This window comes from Kitasatospora terrestris, from assembly GCF_039542905.1.
GTDB classification, from domain to species: domain Bacteria; phylum Actinomycetota; class Actinomycetes; order Streptomycetales; family Streptomycetaceae; genus Kitasatospora; species Kitasatospora terrestris.
The window spans coordinates 436,851-455,033 of the sequence record NZ_BAABIS010000001.1 but is presented as its reverse complement, the minus strand read 5'-3'; the positions used below and the strand labels follow the sequence as shown (position 1 = coordinate 455,033).

Here is an 18,183-nt window from a genome sequence, read left to right as displayed (position 1 = left end):
CCCCTCCGGCCCGGGGTGCGGCCGGACGGGCGGAAGCCTAGTGTCCCTGGTATGGGCGGTGTCGCCACGCGGGCGCACGGACCGGCGCCGGACGCGGGCAGGGACGCGGACGCGGTGGCGTACCTGGACGCCCCGTTCCAGGAGTGCATGCGCCAGGTCGGGGCGATCGCCGGGGCCGTCTACCTGCGCGACGCCGACCCGGGCATGCTGCGGCTGGCGCTGCTGAGCGGCCTCCCGCTCGACCTGATGAGCCCGTGGCTCAGCGGCGCCGTCCCCGCCCCGCTGCCCGGTACGGACGCCTACCGCGAGCAGCGCTTCGTGTGGGTCGGCAGCCAGGAGGAGATGGCGCACGCCTACCCGCGGGTCGCGGCCGCCCTGCCGTACCCGTTCGCCCTCGGAGCGCTCCCGATCACCGGGGCCCACCGCTGGGGCGTCCTGCTGCTGATGTGGCCCCCCACGCACCCACCGGTCACCAACGCCCGCGAACGCCGGAACATCTCGGCCGGCGCGCACCGGCTGGCCCGCCTGATCGACAGCGAGGCGCGCAAGCGCCTGCCGCTGCCGCCCCGCGAGCCCCGCGTCCTGGCGGCCGGCAGCGCCGTCCAGGACCCGTCGCAGCGCGCCCTCGCCGCCGCCGACGTCCTGGAGCGGCTGCCGGTCGGCGCCTGCGGACTCGACCTGCAGGGCCGCTTCGGCTACCTCAGCCCGCGGGCCGCCGAACTGCTCGGCAGCACCGAGGCCGACCTGCTCGGGACGCTCCCGTGGCACTCCGTCCCCTGGCTGGACAACCCGGTCTGCGAGGACGGCTACCGGGCCGCCCTGGTCAGCCGCCAGCCGGTGTCGTTCACCGTCGTCCGGCCGCCGGACCAGCCCCTGCTGTTCCGCCTCTACCCCGGCAGCAGCGGGATCACCGTGCTGCTGAGCGACGCCGACACCGGGCCCGCCGCGGTGCGGATGCGGGCCGACCGCGGGTCCGCCGGGACGCCCCGGAGCGCGGCCCACCTCTACCAGGTGGTGCACGTCGCCGCGGCGCTGACCGAGGCCGCGACCGTCCTCGACGTCGCCGAAGTGGTCACCGAGCAGGTCGCACCCGTCCTCGACGCCCGGGCCGCGGCCCTGTACAAGATCCGCGACGGCCGGCTGCTCCTGATCGGACACGCCGGGTTCCCGGCCACGGCCGCCGAGCCGCCGGACGGCGCCGTGCTCGACACCGTTCTCGACACCGTGTTCGGCGCCGCCGCCAAGGCCGCCACCACCGGCCGGGCCGTGTTCCTCGGCTCGGCCGCCGAGGCCGACCGCTACCACCCGCGGCTCGCCGAACTCACCGGCAAACCCACCTGGGCCGTCCTCCCGCTGGTCACCCACCACGATCCGACCGGGTGCTGCGTCTTCGCCTACGACCGCGCGCGGACCTTCGAAGCCGGCGAACGCGCCGTCTTCACCTCGCTCTCCGGACTCATCGCCCAGGCACTCGACCGGGCCCGCCTCTACGACGAACAGCAGCGGCTCGCCCACGGACTGCAGGACGCGCTCCTGCCCAGGGCCCTCGACCGGCACCCCCGGCTCGAAGCGGCCGCCCGCTACCTGCCCGCCACCCGCGGCATGGACATCGGCGGCGACTTCTACGACCTGATCCGGATCGACGACGACACTGTCATCGCCGTCATCGGCGACGTGGAGGGCCACAACGTCGCCGCGGCCGCCATGATGGGCCAGGTCCGCACCGCGATCCGCGCCCACACCAGCGCCGGAGCCCCGCCCGACCAGGTCCTCGCCCGCACCAGCCGCCTCCTCGACGACCTCCGCACCGACCTGCTCGCCAGCTGCCTGTACCTGCGGCTCGACCTGGTCCGCCACCGCGCGCTGCTCGCCAGCGCCGGCCACCTGCCCCCGCTGCTCCGGCCGCCCGGCGGCCCCTGCACCGTCGCCGAGGTCGCCCCCGGCCCGCTGCTGGGCACCGTGCCCGACCCCGAGTACCCGCTGACCGAGCTCGACCTGCCGCCCGACACCCTGATCGGGCTCTACACGGACGGACTCGTCGAGGCGCCCGGCATCGACCTCGACCAGCAGCTCGCCAAGTGCGCCGCGCTGCTCAGCGACCCCGGCGAGTCGCAGGACGGGCGGCTCGACCCGCTCGTGGACATCCTCCTCCGGGCCTGGCCCGACGACTTCCCGCGCAGCGACGACATCGCCGTCCTGCTGCTGCGCACCCGCCCCTGAGACGCGGCGGTCTCCCGCCCCGGGGACGGGAGACCGGTGGAGCGGTGGACCGGTGTCAGGAGACGTTGACGTTGACGTCGTCGAGGACGAACGAGGTCTGCTTGGTGTAGTCCTCGGCGCCGGTGAACTTCAGGGTGACGCTCCGGCCGGCGTAGCCGGAGAGGTCGAAGGTCCGCTGCTGGTAGCCGGCGGCGGCGTTGACGTTGGAGTAGGTGGCGAGGGTGGTGCCGTTGGCGGTGACCGTCAGCTTGTCGAAGACGGTCGTCGTGGACGACGCGCTGTCGATGTGGAGCCAGAAGCTGAAGGTGTAGGTGCTGCAGCCGGTCGGCAGGGTCACCGTCTGGGCGAGGGTGTCGGTGTTGGTGGTGCCGTAGCCGTCGAGCCAGGCGTCGTAGGTGCCGGAGTGCGGCGGCTCGCTGGAGCTGCTGTTGACGGTGGAGGCGCCGCCGCTGTTGGTCTCGGTCCAGGACGAGGTGGAGCCGGTCTCGAAGCCCGGGTTGGCGATCAGCTGGGCCGGGGCGCAGCCGCCGCCGGTGGGGTTGACCGTCCAGCTGAAGGCGGCGGTGGCGGACGGGCCGGTGGAGTCGGTGGCCCTGGCGGTGACCGTGGAGGTGCCGGCGGTGGTGGGCGTGCCGCTGATCAGGCCGGTGGAGGCGTTGACGCTCAGCCCGGCGGGCAGGCCGGTGGCGCTGTAGGAGAGGGTGCCGCCGGCGGTGTCGGTGGCGGAGAGCTGGAGGCTGGTGGCGGTGCCGACGGTGGCGGTGCGCGAGCCCGGGTCGGCGAGGGTGACGGTGCCGGTGGGGGAGCCGGTGCCCTGGGCGAGCCAGGCGGTGGCGTTGAGGGCGAGCGCGGCGTCGGTGCCCGCCGGGTCGTTCCAGCCGTCGTAGAGGGTGTTGCCGGACTGGCCGGTGCCGTCGTCGATCGGGGAGCTGTCGCCCCAGACGGCGACGCGCCCGCTGCCGAAGGCGGAGGTGGCGAAGAACGCGCCGGTGTTGCCGCTGTACCCGCTGCGGTAGACCAGGCCCTTGACCGCCGGGTTGTCGGCGGGCTTGAGGGTGAAGGTGGTGCCGTTGCGGATGATCGAGCCGGTGACCTTGCCGAAGGAGCCGTTGAGCACCGGGTCGGTGGTGTCGGCGATGGCGCGCGGGTTCTCGTTGGCGATGTTCAGCAGGTCGACGGAGAAGCCGAACGGGTCGGTGTTGTCGACGCCGTTGGTGGTCATCAGGTCGTTGATGACGGCGGGGGAGTCCCAGCCGTCGTTGTTGCGGTCGCTGACGGTGTGGTCGGAGACCAGGAACAGGCCGCCGCCGTTCTGCACGAACTTCATGACCGCGGTCTTCTCGGCGTCGCTGAGCCGGATGTTCGGCTCGGGCAGCACGAACTCGTCGAAGTTGGCGAGGTCGAGCGCGCCGCCGGTGCCGTACGTGATCGTCGACCCCGAGGGGAGGGTCTTCAGGCTGTACTGGCCGGTCTTCTGGAGGGCGACGCCCCAGGCGGAGATCGCGCCGGTCCAGGAGGTCTCGGTGCCGGGGCTGGCGTTCTGGCCGAGCGGGTCGGGCTGGCTGGTGGAGATGATCCAGTCGGCGTTGCCCGCGGTCTCGCCCTTGCTGTTGTCGAACAGGATCCGCTTGGGGGTCGCGGCGGCCACGGCGGTCGGGCTCTCCGCCGCGGCGGCGCGGTGCGGGACGGCGCTCGCGCCGGCGAGCACCACCAGCGCGGCGGCGGCGAGGGCCAGGGGACGGGCGGCGGTCGTGGATCTGATCACGTGTCAACACTCCTCGTGCCAGAGGGGTAACAGAGGGAGCGCGCTACGCGCGTAGGCGCGGCCACACGGTGCCATGGTCGGGTAATCGGAGCTTGAACGGAACATGTTGACTCGACGTTTCGCGGAGAACCCCCTGCGGAGATGTCAGTGGGACCGGCCAGGATGGGCTGCCATGACGGATGGAACGACCTGGCTCGCCGAACCCCAGTCCATCGCCTTCGGCGGGTACCGCGTGGTGCTCGCCCGCGGCCTGACCGCCGACGAGCTCACCGCCCGGCTCGCGGCGACGCTCACCTACCCCGGGCCGCACGACGTCGTCGCGATCGGCGAGCACACCGGAGACTCCCTGCTCGCGCACATGGACGACGCCTACGGCTACTCCCTCGACGGGATCGGCCTGCGCGTCGGCCGCAGTGGGGAGTTGGTGTACGCCGTCGCCCACGGCGGCTGGCAGGGCGAGTTCGCCCCGCCCGGCCCGGTGTCGGACGACGGCGCGCACGTCTTCCTGCTGGAGTACGAGGAGGAGAACGGCAAGCTCGTCCCGCCGCAGTTCGCGTACTTCCACGACGGGCGCCCGGTGGTCTCCTTCAACCTCCACCTGGACTCGTCCTGGGGCTACGAGGGCGTCGAGGGCGACCCCGCCACGGCCGCCCGGCTGGAGGCGCTGCTCGCCGACGCCGGGCTGCCGGACCCGGAGCGGGAGGAGCGGGAGGTGCACCGCGCGGCACTGGGCGTCGTCGAGGCGTTCTTCGGGCTCTCGCTGCCGAAGGAGGCCGTCGTCGGGGGTGTGCTGCCGGCCGTCCTGTTGGAACCCGCGTAACCGGCGTACTCTAAGCAAGCGCTTAGTCAATCGGAAGGGTGCGCCCCATGACCTCCCTGCTGCTCTCCCGCCGCGACCTGGACTTCCTGCTGTACGAATGGCTGGACGTCCAGTCGCTCACGGCGCGGCCGCGGTACGCCGACCACTCGCGGGAGACCTTCGACGCCGCGCTCGAGCTCAGCGAGCAGGTCGCCGAGCGGCACTTCGCCCCGCACAACAAGCGGAACGACGCCGAGGAGCCGAGCTTCGACGGCGAGCGGGTCCACATGATCCCGGAGGTGAAGCAGGCGCTGGCCGTCTTCGCCTCCACCGGCCTGCTCGGCAGCGCCATGGACCACGAGGTCGGCGGCGCCCAGCTGCCGGCCGTGGTGGCGAACGCCTGCTTCGCCTGGTTCCAGGCGGCCAACCCGGGCACGGCCGCCTACCCGTTCCTCACCGCGGGCAACGCCAACCTGCTGCTGGCGCACGGCAGCCCCGAGCAGATCGACACCTACGTCCGGCCGATGGTGGACGGCCGGTTCTTCGGCACCATGTGCCTGTCGGAGCCGCAGGCCGGGTCCTCGCTCGCCGACATCCGCACCCGGGCCGAGCCGCGGGCCGACGGCACGTACCGGCTGTTCGGCAACAAGATGTGGATCTCCGGCGGCGAGCACGAGCTGTCCGAGAACATCGTCCACCTGGTGCTGGCCCGGATCCCCGGCGGGCCGCCCGGGGTGAAGGGCCTGTCGCTGTTCGTCGTGCCCAAGGTGCTGGTCGGCGCGGACGGCGCGCTCGGCGAACGCAACGACGTCGTCCTGGCCGGGCTCAACCACAAGATGGGCTTCCGCGGGACCACCAACACGCTGCTCAACTTCGGCGAGGGCGTCCACCGGCCGGGCGGGGAGCCGGGCGCGGTCGGCCACCTGGTCGGCGAGGAGCACCGCGGCCTGGCGTACATGTTCCACATGATGAACGAGGCCCGGATCGGCGTCGGGCTCGGCGCCACCGCACTCGGGTACACCGGCTACCTGCACGCGCTGGAGTACGCCCGCACCCGGCCGCAGGGCCGCCCGGTCGGCGCCAAGGACGCCGCGAGCCCGCAGGTGCCGATCATCGCCCACGCCGACGTGCGCCGGATGCTGCTGGCCCAGAAGGTCTACGCGGAAGGCGCGTTGGCGCTGGTGCTGTACTGCGGCCGGCTCCTCGACGAGGAGCGCACCGCCGCCACGCCCGAGGACCGGGCGCGCGCCCACCTGCTGCTGGACGTCCTCACCCCGATCGCCAAGAGCTGGCCCTCGCAGTGGTGCCTGGAGGCCAACAGCCTCGCCATCCAGGTGCACGGCGGCTACGGCTACACCCGGGAGTACAACGTCGAGCAGTTCTACCGCGACAACCGGCTCAACCCCATCCACGAGGGCACGCACGGGATCCACGGGCTGGACCTGCTCGGGCGGAAGGCCGTGATGGACGGCGGCGCGGGCCTGCGCCTGCTGGTGGAGACCGCCTCGGCGACCGTCGACCGGGCGAAGGCCGTCGGCGGGGACGCCGCCGAGTACGCGGCGCGCCTGGACGCGAACCTCCAGCGGATCGTCACCGTCACCGGCCGGCTGTGGGCGACCGGCGACCCGGAGACGGCCCTGGCCAACGCCACCGCCTACCTGGAGGCCGTCGGCCACACCGTCGTCGCCTGGCTGTGGCTGGAGCAGCTCCTCGCCGCCGAGGGCTCCACCAGCGCCTTCCACGACGGCAAGCGGCACGCCTGCCGGTTCTTCTACCGCCACGAACTGCCCCGGACCGAGGCCCAGTTCCAGCTCCTGGAGAGCCTGGACCGGACGGCCCTGGAAATGCCCGACGACGCCTTCTGAGCCGACGCCGCCACCGGTGAGGCGATGGGCGCCGTGGAGATCGCCGTGACCGGCGGCGAACCGACCGCCGCGATCACCGCCTGCGCCGACGCCTGCGCCGACGCCTGCGCCGAGCCCGGCCCGGCCGCGGGCTCGTCAGTGGTCGCGCTGATCAAGCCGACCGAGGCCGCGCCGGCCACGGTCTGAGCGGGGACACGGGCGTGAGCCCCGCCCGGCCCGACGGAGACTGAGGAACCGTCGGGCCACTCCCGGCAGCCGTGCCCCGAGGCAGATGCGGTCCGGCGTCACAGGCCGTCGTAGCCCTCGGCCAGCGCGGCCAGCGCCATCGTCCCCGCCACCGCGGCGGCCGAGCACAGCACCAGGCCGGCCCACGCGCCCAGCCGGCCGCCCCCGGTGCGGCGGGCGCGCCGCAGACCCGCCACGGCGAAGGCGATGCCCAGGAACGCGCACGGCAGTGCCGGCGCGAGGACCAGCCGGCTCCAGACCAGACCCGCGATCAGCAGCCCGCCGCCGATCGCGACCGCGGGCAGGGTCCACGGGTTCGGCTCGTGCTCGGTTCCGTCGAATTCCACGGTGTCATCAGACCCGGCGCCGCCCGCCCGCGCAACCTGCCCGCCCGACGGTTGGTTCGTCCCCGGAAGGAAAGACGCGGGGCATGTCGCTCATCAGAACCGTTGCCCGCCCCCTGCTCGCGTCGATGTTCCTCTCCGGGGGAGCGCACGCCATCATGAACCCCGAGCGCCTCGCGCCGGCCGCCGAACCGGTGGTCGAAGAGCTCGCCGACGTGCCCGCCGTGCCGCGCGACGTACCGACCGCGATCCGCCTGAACGGCGCCGTCCAGGTCGTCGCCGGATCGCTGCTCGCGCTCGGACGCTTCCAGCGGCTCAGCGCCGCGGCCCTCGCCTGCACCCTCCTACCGGTCACCTGGGCCGGACACCGCTTCTGGGAGACGGAGGACGCGGACGAACGGGCCCAGCAGCGCATCCACTTCCTGAAGAACCTCTCCATGCTCGGCGGCCTGCTCATGACCACCGCCGACACCGGCTCCGGCCCGTCCCTGACCTGGCGCCTCGCCCGCCGGATCCCGTCGCCCGCGCACCACTGACCCGGCGTGGCCGAACCGCCCCGAGGCGGGGGGACGCCCGGCGTGTGGGACATTGACGGTGTTCGAGGAGGCCGTGGTCCCCGAGGAGGGAACATGCTGGGTGCGGTGCTGGTCGGTGTGCTGGCGCTGGTGGCCGGCGGATGCGTGTGCGTGATCTGGGCCGACCGCGGCGGGCCACGCTGGGTACGGACCGTCGCCGCCGTCACCGTCGCGCTGGGAGAGGCACTGCGCCAGCTAGAGAAGGGCAACCGGCGGCGGGGCATCACCAAGGCGGGCGACAGCGGCGGCGGCGACAGCTGAGCCCACCCGCTCGCGGCCGGACGGGTGCGTAGGATCGCCGGCATGGCGCTGCGACCCGTCCAGGTGAACATCAAGGCCCTCGACGCCCCCGCCGTGGGCAGGTTCTGGGCGGAGGCACTCGGCTGGACCGCCTACTTCCCCGGCGTGACCAGCTACGTCGGCCCGGCCGGCGGCCTGCTCTGGCCCGACCCGGTGCACGTCGGCATCGACGTCGTCCCCGTCCCGCAACCCAAGACCGCGACGAAGAACCGGCTGCACCTCGACCTCGCCACCACCTCCGCCGCCCACCAGGAGGAACTCGTCGAACGCCTGCGCGCCCACGGCGCCGCACCCGTCGACATCGGCCAGGGCGACGTGCCGTGGACGGTCCTCGCCGACCCCGAGGGCAACGAGTTCTGCGTCCTGGAACCCCGGGAGGTCTACCGCGACACCGGCCCGGTCGCCGCGATCGTCGTCGACTGCGCCGACCCGCGCGCCATGGCCCGCTTCTGGGGCGAGGCGATCGACTGGACCGTCCACGAGGTCGCCGACGACCACGCCACGCTGCGCTCCGTGAAGGCCGTCGGCCCGTACCTCGAGTTCATCCGCACCCCGGACGTGAAGACCGTGCCCGACCGCGTCCACCTCGACCTGCTGCCCCACCCGGGCGACGACAAGGAGACCGAGGTCGCCCGGCTCCGCGCCCTCGGCGCCACCGACCTCGACCTCGGCCAGGGCGAGGTCCCGTGGACGTGCCTGACCGACCCGGAGGGCCACGAGTTCTGCGTCCTCGCGCTGCACTGAGTGCGTCGTCCCGGTCAGAGCAGGTAGGGGTACAGCTCGACCTTGTGCGCGTCGACGGTGATCTCCACCCAGATGCCGTCGTCCGGTGGGGGCGAGCCGATGTCGAAGGGCAGCTGCGACTCCCCCATCTCGAGGACCGCCGGCATGCCGTCCCCGGCGAGCCGGAGACGCCCTCGCAGGACGACCCGGCCGGACTCCTCGCGCAGCCCCGGTTCGGCGACGGCCGCCCGCCGGGTGTTGACGCCCCAGTGGACGTCCTCGTCGACGGTCCACTCGATGTGGTGCCGGCCGACCGCCTCGTGCGGCTCGCCGCGCCACACGGCGACGGCGCTGCCGACGGGGGTGTGGACCCTTACGGTCATCGGCTCCGACGGGCTCTGCGGCATCAGTTCGGTACGCACCAGCACGTCCTGATCATCCACCACGCCGGCTCCCGGGTGTGTCGCGGGTCGGCCCGGAGCGGTCGGTGGTGAACAGTGGCCGTGTGGAGCGCGAGAAGTACGACGTGTGGGCGGCCGGCGCCGCGTACGACCGGTACATGGGGCGGTGGAGCAGGGAGGTCGCGGGGCGGTTCGTCGGGTGGCTCGGGTGCGGTGCCGGACTGCGGTGGCTGGACGTGGGCTGCGGTACGGGCGTGCTGTCGGCGGTGGTGGCGGAGCGGTGCGAGCCCCGGTGGGTGGTGGGGGCCGACCGCTCGGAGGCGTTCGTCCGGGCGGCGGCCGAGCGGACGGCGTCAGGGTTCGTCGTGGCGGACGCGATGGCACTGCCGGTCGGTCGCGGCACCTGCGACGTGGCGGTCAGCGCGCTGATGCTGAACTTCCTCCCCGAACCGGGGGTGGCCGTCGCCGCGATGGCCGACGCCGTCCGGCCGGGCGGCACGGTGGCGTCGTACGTGTGGGACTACGCCGAGGGGATGGGCCTGCTGCGCTCCTTCTGGGGCGCCGCGGCGAGCGTCCTCCCGGCCGCGGCGGACCTCGACGAGGGGCGCCGCTTCCCGCTGTGCCGGCCGGAGGCGCTGCGCGCTCGGTGGGAGGACGCGGGGCTCGTCGAGGTGTCGACGACGGCCGTCGACGTCCCCACCGTCTTCGCGGACTTCGACGACCTCTGGACCCCGTTCCTGGCCGGCCAGGGCCCGGCCCCCGCCTACGTCGCCTCGCTCGCCCCGGCCGACCGCGACCGCGTCCGCGACGCCCTCGCCGCCGCCGTCCCCCGCCGCCCGGACGGCTCGATCGCCTTCACCGCACGCGCCTGGGCGGTACGCGGCCGCCGCGGGCAGGCCCGGGAGTAGCCCACGACGCGGTGTCCGGCACTCAGACTTCGAACCGGATCCAGGTGTCCCCGGCGCGCAGCCAGAGGACACCGTCGCGGCCCTGCGCGCAGTACAGCACCACGGGTCCGGGGACGGTCAGCTTCTCCTGGCCGGTGATCACCCAGGCGTCGTCGAGGAACTCCGCGCGGCTCAACTCGACACGGGAGCGGCCGTGCTCGCGGCGGGTGAGGAGCATCCCGGTGCCGCGGACGGCGATGCCGTCGGTGCCCCACAAGGGGTTGCGGTAGGTGGTGACGTCGCCGGCGGTGTCGACCCGTGACACGAAGGGGCCCTTGTGGCTGTACCAGGCGAGCCAGGCCGTGGACTCCTCGGTGGCGCCCGCGTTTCCGCCGAGGGGCCACACGGGCAGCCGGCCGCGAGGGCTCCAGGTGTGGGTGCCGTCGGTGTCCCAACGGGCCAGGCCGGGAGCACTCTCCGGGTGGTCGCCGTAAATGCCCTCGTCGCCGTACGAGGTCCAGATGCCCCCGTCGCGGTCGGACAGGGCGTAGTCGATGTCGTCACCGACGCACAAGCTGCTCACGGGGTGTCCCCCGGCCGTGTACAGAAGCGCGTTCCGCTCCCACCCTCCGGTGTCGTCCCGATGCGTGCGGCCTTGAACCAGCAGGAACCGTGACTGCGGGAGCAGGACCAGGTGGGTGGTGTGCGGGAAGATGCCGGTCACCGCGGTCCGGTGCTCGACTCCGCCCGACACCACGACCAGGACACCGTCGCACGGAGCGGCCACGCTCCATCCGACCCAACCCCTGGTGTGCCGGGAGCGGCTCAGGTTCCTCTTCTGGACCAGCATCACCGCGAGTTCGTTGCCCGGTCCGACGCTCCACCACAACGCCCGCCAACCGGCACGGGCATCCGCGGCGGGCAAGCTCCACGCGACGGGCAGCTCACCGAGTGCCATCAGCATCCACCTTCGGGACTCCGGGCACCGACAGCGCCCGAAGGGGGTCACACTACCGGCAGGGGCCGCGGCGCGGCCATCCCGGACGGAAGGCCTCGGGGCTGGGGCCTGGGTGGTGGGTCATGATGTGGCGGGCTCCGGTCCGAGGCCGAGGACGGGGAGGCACGCTTCGACGCCGGTGAGGTGGATGTCGTCGCGGCGGGTCCGCTCCCAGGTGTCGCGGGTGAGGCGCCACTGCTGGATGCGGGCGGGCTCGCCGCGGCGGGTGTCCCAGTCGGTGCCGTTGGGTTCGTAGCCGAGGCTGCGGGAGATGTGGTTGGAGGCGGCGTTGTCGACGAAGGCGTCGCTGCCGGCTTCGCGGGCGCCGAGGCCGGCGAAGGCGAGGTGGAGGACGGCTGCCCGCATCTCCTTGCCGAGGCCGCGGCCGCGGTGGCCGGTGGCGAGCCAGGAGAAGCTGGAGACGGTGCCGAAGCGGTGGAAGTCCCGGCCGATGAGGTCCTGCATGCCGACGGGTTCGCCGTCGACGAGGACGGCGAAGTAGAGGCGCCACGCCTCGGGGCTGACGCGGGACCGGCCGGCCCAGACGGAGCGCTGCCAGCGCCATTCGCGTTCGGGGCTGTCGGCGTAGAAGGAGCTCGGGTCGTCGAGGGGCCACGGCGGGGTGTCGGCGATCCCGGCGCGGACGTGCGGGACGAGGCGTTCCAGCAGGTCGTCGGTGGCGCCGGCGAGGGTGAGGCGCGGCGTGCGGATCTCGACGTTCAGCGGGGGATAGGTGTGGGCCACGCCGGGACATTAGCCAGCCGCGGGGTCGGCCGCATCCGGTTTAACGGGGGAGGGGAACGCTACGAGAGGGTGGGTGTCCGCCCGAACCACGGTCGGGCGGCTTCGAGTTGGGCGGCGAGTCGGAAGAGGGCGGCCTCGCCGCCGGGCCGGCCGAGGACGTGGACGCCGACGGGCAGGCCGGCCGGTGACCAGTGGAGCGGGACGGACATGGCGGGGGCGCCGGTGAGGTTGGCGACGACGGCGGGGAAGGCGACGAAGGGGGCGCCGGCGCGGGCGGTGCGCCACGGGTCGTCCTCGGTGGAGGTCATCTCGCCGAGCGGCAGGGGCGGTTGGGCGAGGGTGGGGGTGAGCCAGGTGTCGTACCGGTGAGGAATCGGGCCACGGTGCGGGCGAAGGACTGCAGGGTGGTGACGGCGAGCAGGTAGTCGCCGCCGGTGACGGTGCGGCCGTCTCCCACCGGCCCGGCGGGTGCGCGGGAGCACGGATGCGCGGGAGCACGGACGTCCCGGTGGGTGCGCGGGTGCGCGGGAGCACGGACGTCGGCTCCCGGACCGTGCCGGCGGCGATCGGTGGGCCGGGCCGACGTCCTGCCCGTCCTACGGGGTGGGACCGGTGGCCATGGTGTGGATGAGGCGGCGGACGCCGTCCGACCCCCGGAAGGCGCCCCGGGGACGGACGGCACCCGCCCGGTCGAGCCCCCGGCCGCCCGTCGGGCGGCCGGCGGGGCGGGCGGGTCGGCGGGGCGGCGTCAGGCCGGATGCCCCGCCTCGATGTCGGAGGCCCCCTTCAGCGTCAGCGACGCGGCGGCGGGGTCGGGGACGTGGGCGGACAGGGGGGAGAGGAGGAAGCCGGTGTGGTCGCCCCCGTCGACCCGGTCGAGGACCCGTCCGGTGAAGCGGGCCGGGACGTCGTCGAGCAGCGGGACGCCGTGCGGGCCCGGCTCCCAGCGGACGGCCGCGAATTTGTCGACCTCGTCGCCGGTCAGAGCGCCGAACAGCTCGGCGAGCCGCCGGTCCGTGGGCAGCAGGTGGACCGCCAGGACGGGGGAGCGCAGGGCGACCCGGTGGGTGTGGTTCGCTTTGGATATCCACACCATGAACCGGGCCGGGTCGATCGAGGTCTGCCCGGCGAAGCCGACCAGGCAGCCCGCCCGCTCACCGTCGGACGCGGCCGTGACCACGTACACCGGATAGTCCAGGAGACCGAGGAAACGCTCGAACCCGTCCACTGCCGCCGTCCTCCTCCACCGTTCGGCACGCCGGACACCTCCCGGGCGGATGCCCCGGTCCGGTCGCCCCACACGTGGCGCCGACCGGCCCGTGCGGGCTCTACGGACGGCCGCAGAGGGCGAGGTGGTGGACGGCCTCCAGGGCGGTGTCGATCGGGTGGGTCCCGGGGGTGCCGGTGGTGTCCGCCCGGCCCCAGCGCATCAGGTTGATCGCGACGGTCATCTGCCGCGCGCCGTCGGCGCGGGTGAGGGAGACGGTCCCGGCGCCCCAGGCGCTGCCGTCGTGGCCCCAGAAGGTGCCGCAGCCGGGCACGGTGACCTTGTGCAGGCCGAGGCCGTACTCGACGGTCGAGCCGTCGAAGGCGCGGACCGGGTGGGTCACCTGCATCTGCGCGAGCGACTCCGGGCCGACGATCCGTCCGGCGAGGAGCGCGGCGAAGAAGCGGTTGAGGTCCTCGGGCGTGGAGACCAGGGCGGCGGCCGGGCCCACCCAGGACATGTCGTAGACGCTGAAGTCGCGCGGCGGGTCGAGGAGGCCGTACAGCGCCTCGTACATCCGCGGGTGCGGGCCGTCGATGCGCGGGCCGGTCGGGAACCCGGTGTGCCGCAGGCCGGCGGGTTCGACGACCGTGCGGGTGATGTACTCCTCGGCGGGTGTGCCGGTGACCTGCTCGATCAGCCGGCCGAGCAGCAGGTAGTTGGTGTTGGAGTAGACGCCGGTCGCCCCGCCGGGCTCGCCGACCGGCGGCGCGGCTACGCCCATGGCGATCAGCTCGTCGGGGTCGAACTGCCGGTAGCGGTTGTCCTCCAGACTGGCGGCGGACCCGTCGGCCAGCGACGGGAAGGCGGCGTACAGGTAGTCGGCGAGGCCGCTGGTGTGGTCGAGCAGCATCCGGACGGTGACCGCGCGTCCGCGCTCGCCGGGCACCAGCTGCGGCAGGTGGTCGCCGATCGGCTCGTCGAGCCGCAGCCGTCCCTGCTCGACGAGGTGCATCACGGCGACGGCGGTGAAGGTCTTGGTGACGCTGCCGACGCGCTGGCGCATGTCGGGGCGGATCGGCCGGCCGGTCGCGAGGTCGGCGACCCCGGACGCGCCGCGCCAGGTCCGCCCGGCGTCGCGCACCTCGGCGAAGACGCCGGGCATGCCGGCGCGGTGCAACTCGTCCAGGGCGGACTGGAGCCGCGCCGGGTCGAGCCCCGGGGTGGCGGCGGCACCCGCCTCGCCTGTGTGCTCCGGGCGCAGGCCGTTCGGTGCCGGGACGGCGGCCGCCGTGCCCGCGCCGATGCTCAGCGCGGCGGCGCCGGCGCACACCGCCAGTCGGATCCTCATGTCGGGTGTCCTCTCGGGTCGAGGTGATCAGTACGAGGTGCTCGGTCAGTACGAGGTGCTCGGTCAGTACGGGTGGGCCAGCGCGCGGCGGAGGGCCGCGGCGAGCTCGGCGTTCTGCCGCTGCGAGACGGCGGCGGAGAGGATGGCCTGCGAGCCGTGGAAGGTGCCGGGCCAGTGGTGCAGTTCGACCGGGACGCCGGCCCGCAACAGGCGCAGCGCGTAGTCGATGTCCTCGTCGCGGTTCGGGTCGAGCTCGGCGGTGGCGATGTACGCGGGCGGCAGACCGGTGAGGTCGGCGGCGCGGGCCGGTGCGGCGTACGGGCCGGCGGGCCGCCCGCCGAGGTAGTGGCGCCACGCCGTGGCGGCCTTGCCACGGTCGAACCACGGGGTGTCGGTGAACCGCCGCTGCGACCAGCTCTCCTGACGGTCATCCAGGCCGGGTTGGTTGAGCAGCTGGAAGCGGATCGCCGGCCCGCCCCGGTCACGGGCGCGCAGCGCGAGCGCGGCGGCGATCCCGCCGCCGGCGCTGTGGCCGCCGACCGCGATCCGCTCCGGGTCGAGGCCGAGCCGGTCGGCGTGCCCGGCGGCCCAGGTGAGGACCGCCCAGGCGTCGTCGAACGCGGCGGGGAAGGGGTGCTCGGGGGCGAGGCGGTAGCCGACGGAGATCACCACCGCGTTGGACGCGGCGGCGATCCTGGCCGCCCAGGGGTGTTCGGTGTCCAGGTCGCCCATGACGAAGCCGCCGCCGTGCAACCAGACGACCGCCCCGCCGTCGGCGTGCCGCGGGCGGTAGATCCGCACCGGGACGTCCGGGTCGGCGGGGACCGTGCGGTCCTCGACGTCCAGGTCCGCGGTGTCGGGTGCGGGGACGGCGGCGGCCAGGGCGGCCAGGCCGGCGCGCGCGGCGGCCGGGTCGGAGAGGTCGGTGCGGGGGAAGAACGGGACGAACGCTTCGAGCTCGGGGTCCATGGCGACCATCCTCCCGAGCACGCCCGGGGAGGTCATCCGCCGTCCGTCGCGGCTCCGGCGCCGATCACGCGCCGACCGGCGCACGGAGCGACCGGTGCAGGGCGCCGACCGGCGCACGGCCGGAAGCCGGAGGCGTCCGAGATGGTTCCCCACGTCGTGCTGCCGTCTTCGGGCGGGGGCCTGGTCTGGGGGAACACGATGGAAGGCGATCAACTCTTCCTCGTCCCCCGGGAGGACGGGTCCTGGACGGTCTCGGCGTTCCGCCGTGGTTGGGCGGACCGGTACGACACCGACCTGGGCTTCATCGACTGGTTCCACCTGGCGCCGGCCGGCCGGCCGGACGGCCACGGACTGGCTGCCGGAGCGCGAGCCCGGCCGGGTGGGAAACGGGGTGCAGTGCCAGACGGCTGCAGAGCACCATGGCGGGCGTTGCCGTTTCTTCCCGTTGAGAGGTCCGAGGCCATGACGAAGCAGCGGTCGGCCGAGGTCGAAGCCGTGCGGGCTGCGGTCGAGGCGTACTACGGGAAGCGGACCGGGTCGTTGCGGATGTTGATCGCCGGGATTCCCGACGGTCTGGTGGAGGTGCTGGAGCCCCAGCTCGGCCGGTTGGAGTCGGAGGTACGGGGCTGGCGGTCGGGGGCGCGGCTGCCGGACGAGGTCGTACTCGATCTCTACCTGGACACCCTCGACCCCGAGCATCCGCAGGACGACCTGCGGCCATTGGCGGACGCCGCGGCAGAAGACGACCGGCAGGCACGGCTGGCACTCCGCCGAGGGCTGCTGGCCCTGGGGTACGGCCTCGAACCGGACCCCCACGCGCCGCCCGCCACAGGCGGCGCTCCCCGCTGGCCGGCGTTGCTGCCCGTTCCGCTCGGCGACTCTCTGGCCACCGAGCTGCGCGAGGCCGGACGGTACGTGCTGGTGCAGTACGGCCGCGCCGTCCACGCGGCGCTGACCGAGGCACAGGTCGACCCGATCGAGGAGGCGCAGCAGGGCCTGTACTTCCCCTTCGCGGCCCGCGACCCGGACCCGCCCGCCGACGGCCGTCCGCCGGTCGGCGCCGCTCCCGCCACGTGGTGGCAGTGCGAGCACGGCGTGGAACTGGACTGGAACGACCGGAAGGGATGGGTCCACGGCCCACTGGACATCTGGTCCGGGGCGGGCTGGGAGTATCACGAGCCGCTGCCGCTGCCGCTGTTCGCCCACCCCGAGGACATCGTCGCCGTCGTACGGCAACTGCTCGCCGGCGACCGCACCATCGCCCCCCGCACCCGGGAGTGGGAGCACGCCGATGCGCTGACGATGCTCTGGGAGCAGATCGAGACCCTGGAGCGGGTCTACCAGGAGCGCGCAGAAGCGCACCCCTGGCTGCGCTAGACCGCCTCCCTCGGACATGTCCGCGGGGTAGCGGCGCGCACGGCCCCGTGGCCGGCGGCGTTCCCGAACCGGTTGCCGGGCAGTCACCCGCGGCGGCTGCCGCACTCACCCGAACGAGACTCCTGTTCGACCGGCACTCCTCAAGACCGGAACGACAATCCGTGACGGACGGGGCCACCGGGGTGAAGCCCCGGTCGCATCAGTGGCTCGACAGCAGCATCAGGAGGTGGTGAGGGCGTCGACGACGGTTTCGGCGACGCGGGCGACGCGTTCGGGGGTCCAGTAGCCGGGTTCCTCCATCGAGGAGATGTAGTAGCCGCGGGTGAGCAGGGAGAGGAGGTCGGCGGCGAGGGCGGCGTCGGGGACGCCGGCGGTGAGCGAGGCTTCGAGGAACTGCTGGCGGGACTCGCGGGGTTCCTGCCGGTCGACGCCGGCCGGGTCGGTGTGGGCGGCGGAGAGCATCTCGACCCAGAGAGAGCGCAGGAGCAGGTCTTCGGGGTCGGTGCTGAGGTGCCATTCCACGGTGGCGCGGAGCCGGTCGGCGCCGGTGCGGTCGCCGACGTGGGCCTCCAGGTCCTCGCGCCACTGGGACTCCGCCGCGCGGACGGCGTTGAGGATGAGGGCGGCCCGGGTGGGCACGTAGTTGGTGACCATGGCGGTGGAGCCGCCGAGTTCCTTGGCGACCGCGCGGATGGTGATCGCGCGCGCTCCCTCCCGGGCGGCGACCGCGAGGGTGGCCTGGGCGATTGCCTTGCGGCGCTGGACTTCGTCGACGTCGATCGGCATGGAGGAAACCTAGCTCAGAGGGGGGTTGACGCAGAACACCGCGTGATGAAACATTGTTATATCACGACGTTGTCTCGTCGAGGGGGGATTTCGCTCCTTGAGGAGAATCCCGATGGACGCCCTGCCGCGCACCGAAAGCCGCCGAGTCGCCGCCCTCTGCCTCCCGGCCACCCTTGAGAACGCGCACCGCGTGCGCGCCTGCTGCACCGGGCTGCTGGCGGCGTGGGGCGTGCCGGCGGGTGACGCGCTGGTCGTCCTCGCCGAGCTGCTGGCCAACGCGGCCGAGCACGGCGGCGAGGAGATGGCCGTCCGCCTGTGCCACCGCGCGGACCGCCTGGAGGTCGAGGTGGTCGACACCGGCTCGTCCGGTCGCCCGCTGCCCGCCGCCCCCGGACCCGCCGCGCGGGGTGGCGTCGAGGCGTGGGGTGACGTCGAGGGGCTCCGGGGCCGCGGGCTGCCGATGGTGTCCGTCCTGTCCGAGCGCTTCGTCCTGCGTCGCGGGTCGGACGGCTCCACCCGGGCGCTCGCCCTCGTCCGGACCGGGGCCGCGCGCCGGATTCCTTCGCCGGACCGGGGGTTGACGCTGGTCGGCGCGTGATGCAACGCTGTTGTATCACGTTGTTTTCCAAAGATTCGCTTCCCTGGAGG

At 73.8% G+C, this 18,183-nt stretch carries 20 protein-coding genes; 10 read left to right on the top strand and 10 right to left on the bottom strand.

Features of this window, described 5'->3' with window-relative positions; genetic code table 11:
* Positions 1–51: 51 nt before the first annotated feature.
* The gene (locus ABEB06_RS02230; protein ID WP_345695055.1) at positions 52–2,220 is read left to right on the top strand and encodes a SpoIIE family protein phosphatase; all 2,169 of its coding nucleotides are present in this window, start codon (positions 52–54) and stop codon (positions 2,218–2,220) included.
* A gap of 55 nt (positions 2,221–2,275) precedes the next feature.
* Here ABEB06_RS02230 and ABEB06_RS02225 read toward each other — a convergent pair whose 3' ends face one another.
* Entirely contained in the window at positions 2,276–3,985 is a 1,710-nt protein-coding gene (locus tag ABEB06_RS02225; RefSeq protein WP_345695054.1) for a putative Ig domain-containing protein, read from the bottom strand.
* A gap of 172 nt (positions 3,986–4,157) precedes the next feature.
* On the opposite strand from ABEB06_RS02225, the gene ABEB06_RS02220 reads away from it, so the two are divergent.
* The 3 genes from ABEB06_RS02220 to ABEB06_RS02210 are packed head-to-tail and all read left to right on the top strand — an operon-like array spanning position 4,158 to position 6,835.
* Positions 4,158–4,805 (top strand): hypothetical protein, encoded by a 648-nt coding sequence (locus ABEB06_RS02220; protein ID WP_345695053.1) that lies wholly within the window; start codon positions 4,158–4,160, stop codon positions 4,803–4,805.
* A gap of 47 nt (positions 4,806–4,852) precedes the next feature.
* Positions 4,853–6,649, top strand: a complete 1,797-nt coding sequence (locus ABEB06_RS02215; RefSeq protein ID WP_345695052.1) for an acyl-CoA dehydrogenase — start codon at positions 4,853–4,855, stop codon at positions 6,647–6,649.
* 33 nt (positions 6,650–6,682) lie between these two features.
* The gene (locus ABEB06_RS02210; protein WP_345695051.1) at positions 6,683–6,835 is read left to right on the top strand and encodes a hypothetical protein; all 153 of its coding nucleotides are present in this window, start codon (positions 6,683–6,685) and stop codon (positions 6,833–6,835) included.
* Between the two features lie 98 nt (positions 6,836–6,933).
* Here the strand turns inward: ABEB06_RS02210 and ABEB06_RS02205 are convergent, their stop codons facing one another.
* Positions 6,934–7,221 carry a hypothetical protein gene (locus ABEB06_RS02205; RefSeq protein ID WP_345695050.1) on the bottom strand — a complete coding sequence of 96 codons (288 nt, stop codon included), beginning with the start codon at positions 7,219–7,221 and terminating at the stop codon, positions 6,934–6,936.
* 83 nt (positions 7,222–7,304) lie between these two features.
* Here ABEB06_RS02205 and ABEB06_RS02200 point away from each other — a divergent pair, with 83 nt between their 5' ends.
* The 3 genes from ABEB06_RS02200 (at position 7,305) to ABEB06_RS02190 (ending at position 8,837) form a co-directional block, all read left to right on the top strand.
* Positions 7,305–7,754, top strand: coding sequence for a DoxX family protein (locus ABEB06_RS02200; RefSeq protein WP_345695049.1), 450 nt, complete (start codon positions 7,305–7,307; stop codon positions 7,752–7,754).
* A gap of 93 nt (positions 7,755–7,847) precedes the next feature.
* On the top strand, positions 7,848–8,054 hold the full coding sequence (locus tag ABEB06_RS02195) for a hypothetical protein (protein WP_345695048.1): 207 nt from the start codon (positions 7,848–7,850) through the stop codon (positions 8,052–8,054).
* 42 nt (positions 8,055–8,096) lie between these two features.
* Positions 8,097–8,837, top strand: a complete 741-nt coding sequence (locus ABEB06_RS02190) for a VOC family protein (RefSeq protein ID WP_345695047.1) — start codon at positions 8,097–8,099, stop codon at positions 8,835–8,837.
* A 14-nt stretch (positions 8,838–8,851) separates the two neighbouring features.
* On the opposite strand, the gene ABEB06_RS02185 is transcribed toward ABEB06_RS02190, so the two are convergent.
* Positions 8,852–9,262 carry a hypothetical protein gene (locus ABEB06_RS02185; protein ID WP_345695046.1) on the bottom strand — a complete coding sequence of 137 codons (411 nt, stop codon included), beginning with the start codon at positions 9,260–9,262 and terminating at the stop codon, positions 8,852–8,854.
* 44 nt (positions 9,263–9,306) lie between these two features.
* On the opposite strand from ABEB06_RS02185, the gene ABEB06_RS02180 reads away from it, so the two are divergent.
* A complete protein-coding gene (locus tag ABEB06_RS02180; protein ID WP_345695045.1) occupies positions 9,307–10,125 on the top strand; it encodes a class I SAM-dependent methyltransferase in 819 nt (272 codons plus the stop codon).
* A gap of 22 nt (positions 10,126–10,147) precedes the next feature.
* On the opposite strand, the gene ABEB06_RS02175 is transcribed toward ABEB06_RS02180, so the two are convergent.
* The 6 genes from ABEB06_RS02175 to ABEB06_RS02150 all read right to left on the bottom strand — a co-directional run bounded on the left by ABEB06_RS02175 (position 10,148) and on the right by ABEB06_RS02150 (position 15,372).
* Positions 10,148–11,062, bottom strand: a complete 915-nt coding sequence (locus ABEB06_RS02175) for a hypothetical protein (protein WP_345695044.1) — start codon at positions 11,060–11,062, stop codon at positions 10,148–10,150.
* A gap of 120 nt (positions 11,063–11,182) precedes the next feature.
* A complete protein-coding gene (locus ABEB06_RS02170) occupies positions 11,183–11,845 on the bottom strand; it encodes a GNAT family N-acetyltransferase (protein WP_345695043.1) in 663 nt (220 codons plus the stop codon).
* A gap of 59 nt (positions 11,846–11,904) precedes the next feature.
* On the bottom strand, positions 11,905–12,327 hold the full coding sequence (locus tag ABEB06_RS02165; protein WP_345695042.1) for an amidase family protein: 423 nt from the start codon (positions 12,325–12,327) through the stop codon (positions 11,905–11,907).
* A gap of 266 nt (positions 12,328–12,593) precedes the next feature.
* A complete protein-coding gene (locus ABEB06_RS02160; RefSeq protein WP_345695041.1) occupies positions 12,594–13,073 on the bottom strand; it encodes a flavin reductase family protein in 480 nt (159 codons plus the stop codon).
* Positions 13,074–13,173: 100 nt separating this feature from the next.
* The gene (locus tag ABEB06_RS02155) at positions 13,174–14,403 is read right to left on the bottom strand and encodes a serine hydrolase domain-containing protein (RefSeq protein ID WP_345695040.1); all 1,230 of its coding nucleotides are present in this window, start codon (positions 14,401–14,403) and stop codon (positions 13,174–13,176) included.
* A 63-nt stretch (positions 14,404–14,466) separates the two neighbouring features.
* Positions 14,467–15,372, bottom strand: a complete 906-nt coding sequence (locus tag ABEB06_RS02150; RefSeq protein ID WP_345695039.1) for an alpha/beta hydrolase — start codon at positions 15,370–15,372, stop codon at positions 14,467–14,469.
* A gap of 462 nt (positions 15,373–15,834) precedes the next feature.
* On the opposite strand from ABEB06_RS02150, the gene ABEB06_RS02145 reads away from it, so the two are divergent.
* Positions 15,835–16,749: a hypothetical protein gene (locus ABEB06_RS02145; RefSeq protein WP_345695038.1), complete on the top strand. Its 915-nt coding sequence runs from the start codon at positions 15,835–15,837 to the stop codon at positions 16,747–16,749.
* 219 nt (positions 16,750–16,968) lie between these two features.
* On the opposite strand, the gene ABEB06_RS02140 is transcribed toward ABEB06_RS02145, so the two are convergent.
* The gene (locus ABEB06_RS02140) at positions 16,969–17,535 is read right to left on the bottom strand and encodes a TetR/AcrR family transcriptional regulator (RefSeq protein ID WP_345695037.1); all 567 of its coding nucleotides are present in this window, start codon (positions 17,533–17,535) and stop codon (positions 16,969–16,971) included.
* Between the two features lie 112 nt (positions 17,536–17,647).
* Between ABEB06_RS02140 and ABEB06_RS02135 the strand changes: the two genes are divergently transcribed.
* Positions 17,648–18,133: an ATP-binding protein gene (locus ABEB06_RS02135; RefSeq protein ID WP_345695036.1), complete on the top strand. Its 486-nt coding sequence runs from the start codon at positions 17,648–17,650 to the stop codon at positions 18,131–18,133.
* The last annotated feature ends 50 nt before the right edge of the window (positions 18,134–18,183 follow it).

Excerpts from the sequence above, each read along its gene's own strand:
- ABEB06_RS02230 (WP_345695055.1), top strand. The coding sequence starts at position 52 with ATGGGCGGTGTCGCCACGCGGGCGCACGGACCGGCGCCGGACGCGGGC.
- ABEB06_RS02220 (WP_345695053.1), top strand. The coding sequence starts at position 4,158 with ATGACGGATGGAACGACCTGGCTCGCCGAACCCCAGTCCATCGCCTTC.
- ABEB06_RS02215 (WP_345695052.1), top strand. The coding sequence starts at position 4,853 with ATGACCTCCCTGCTGCTCTCCCGCCGCGACCTGGACTTCCTGCTGTAC.
- ABEB06_RS02200 (WP_345695049.1), top strand. The coding sequence starts at position 7,305 with ATGTCGCTCATCAGAACCGTTGCCCGCCCCCTGCTCGCGTCGATGTTC.
- ABEB06_RS02195 (WP_345695048.1), top strand. The coding sequence starts at position 7,848 with ATGCTGGGTGCGGTGCTGGTCGGTGTGCTGGCGCTGGTGGCCGGCGGA.
- ABEB06_RS02190 (WP_345695047.1), top strand. The coding sequence starts at position 8,097 with ATGGCGCTGCGACCCGTCCAGGTGAACATCAAGGCCCTCGACGCCCCC.
- ABEB06_RS02175 (WP_345695044.1), bottom strand. The coding sequence starts at position 11,062 with ATGGCACTCGGTGAGCTGCCCGTCGCGTGGAGCTTGCCCGCCGCGGAT.
- ABEB06_RS02155 (WP_345695040.1), bottom strand. The coding sequence starts at position 14,403 with ATGAGGATCCGACTGGCGGTGTGCGCCGGCGCCGCCGCGCTGAGCATC.
- ABEB06_RS02150 (WP_345695039.1), bottom strand. The coding sequence starts at position 15,372 with ATGGACCCCGAGCTCGAAGCGTTCGTCCCGTTCTTCCCCCGCACCGAC.
- ABEB06_RS02145 (WP_345695038.1), top strand. The coding sequence starts at position 15,835 with ATGACGAAGCAGCGGTCGGCCGAGGTCGAAGCCGTGCGGGCTGCGGTC.
- ABEB06_RS02140 (WP_345695037.1), bottom strand. The coding sequence starts at position 17,535 with ATGCCGATCGACGTCGACGAAGTCCAGCGCCGCAAGGCAATCGCCCAG.
- ABEB06_RS02135 (WP_345695036.1), top strand. The coding sequence starts at position 17,648 with ATGGACGCCCTGCCGCGCACCGAAAGCCGCCGAGTCGCCGCCCTCTGC.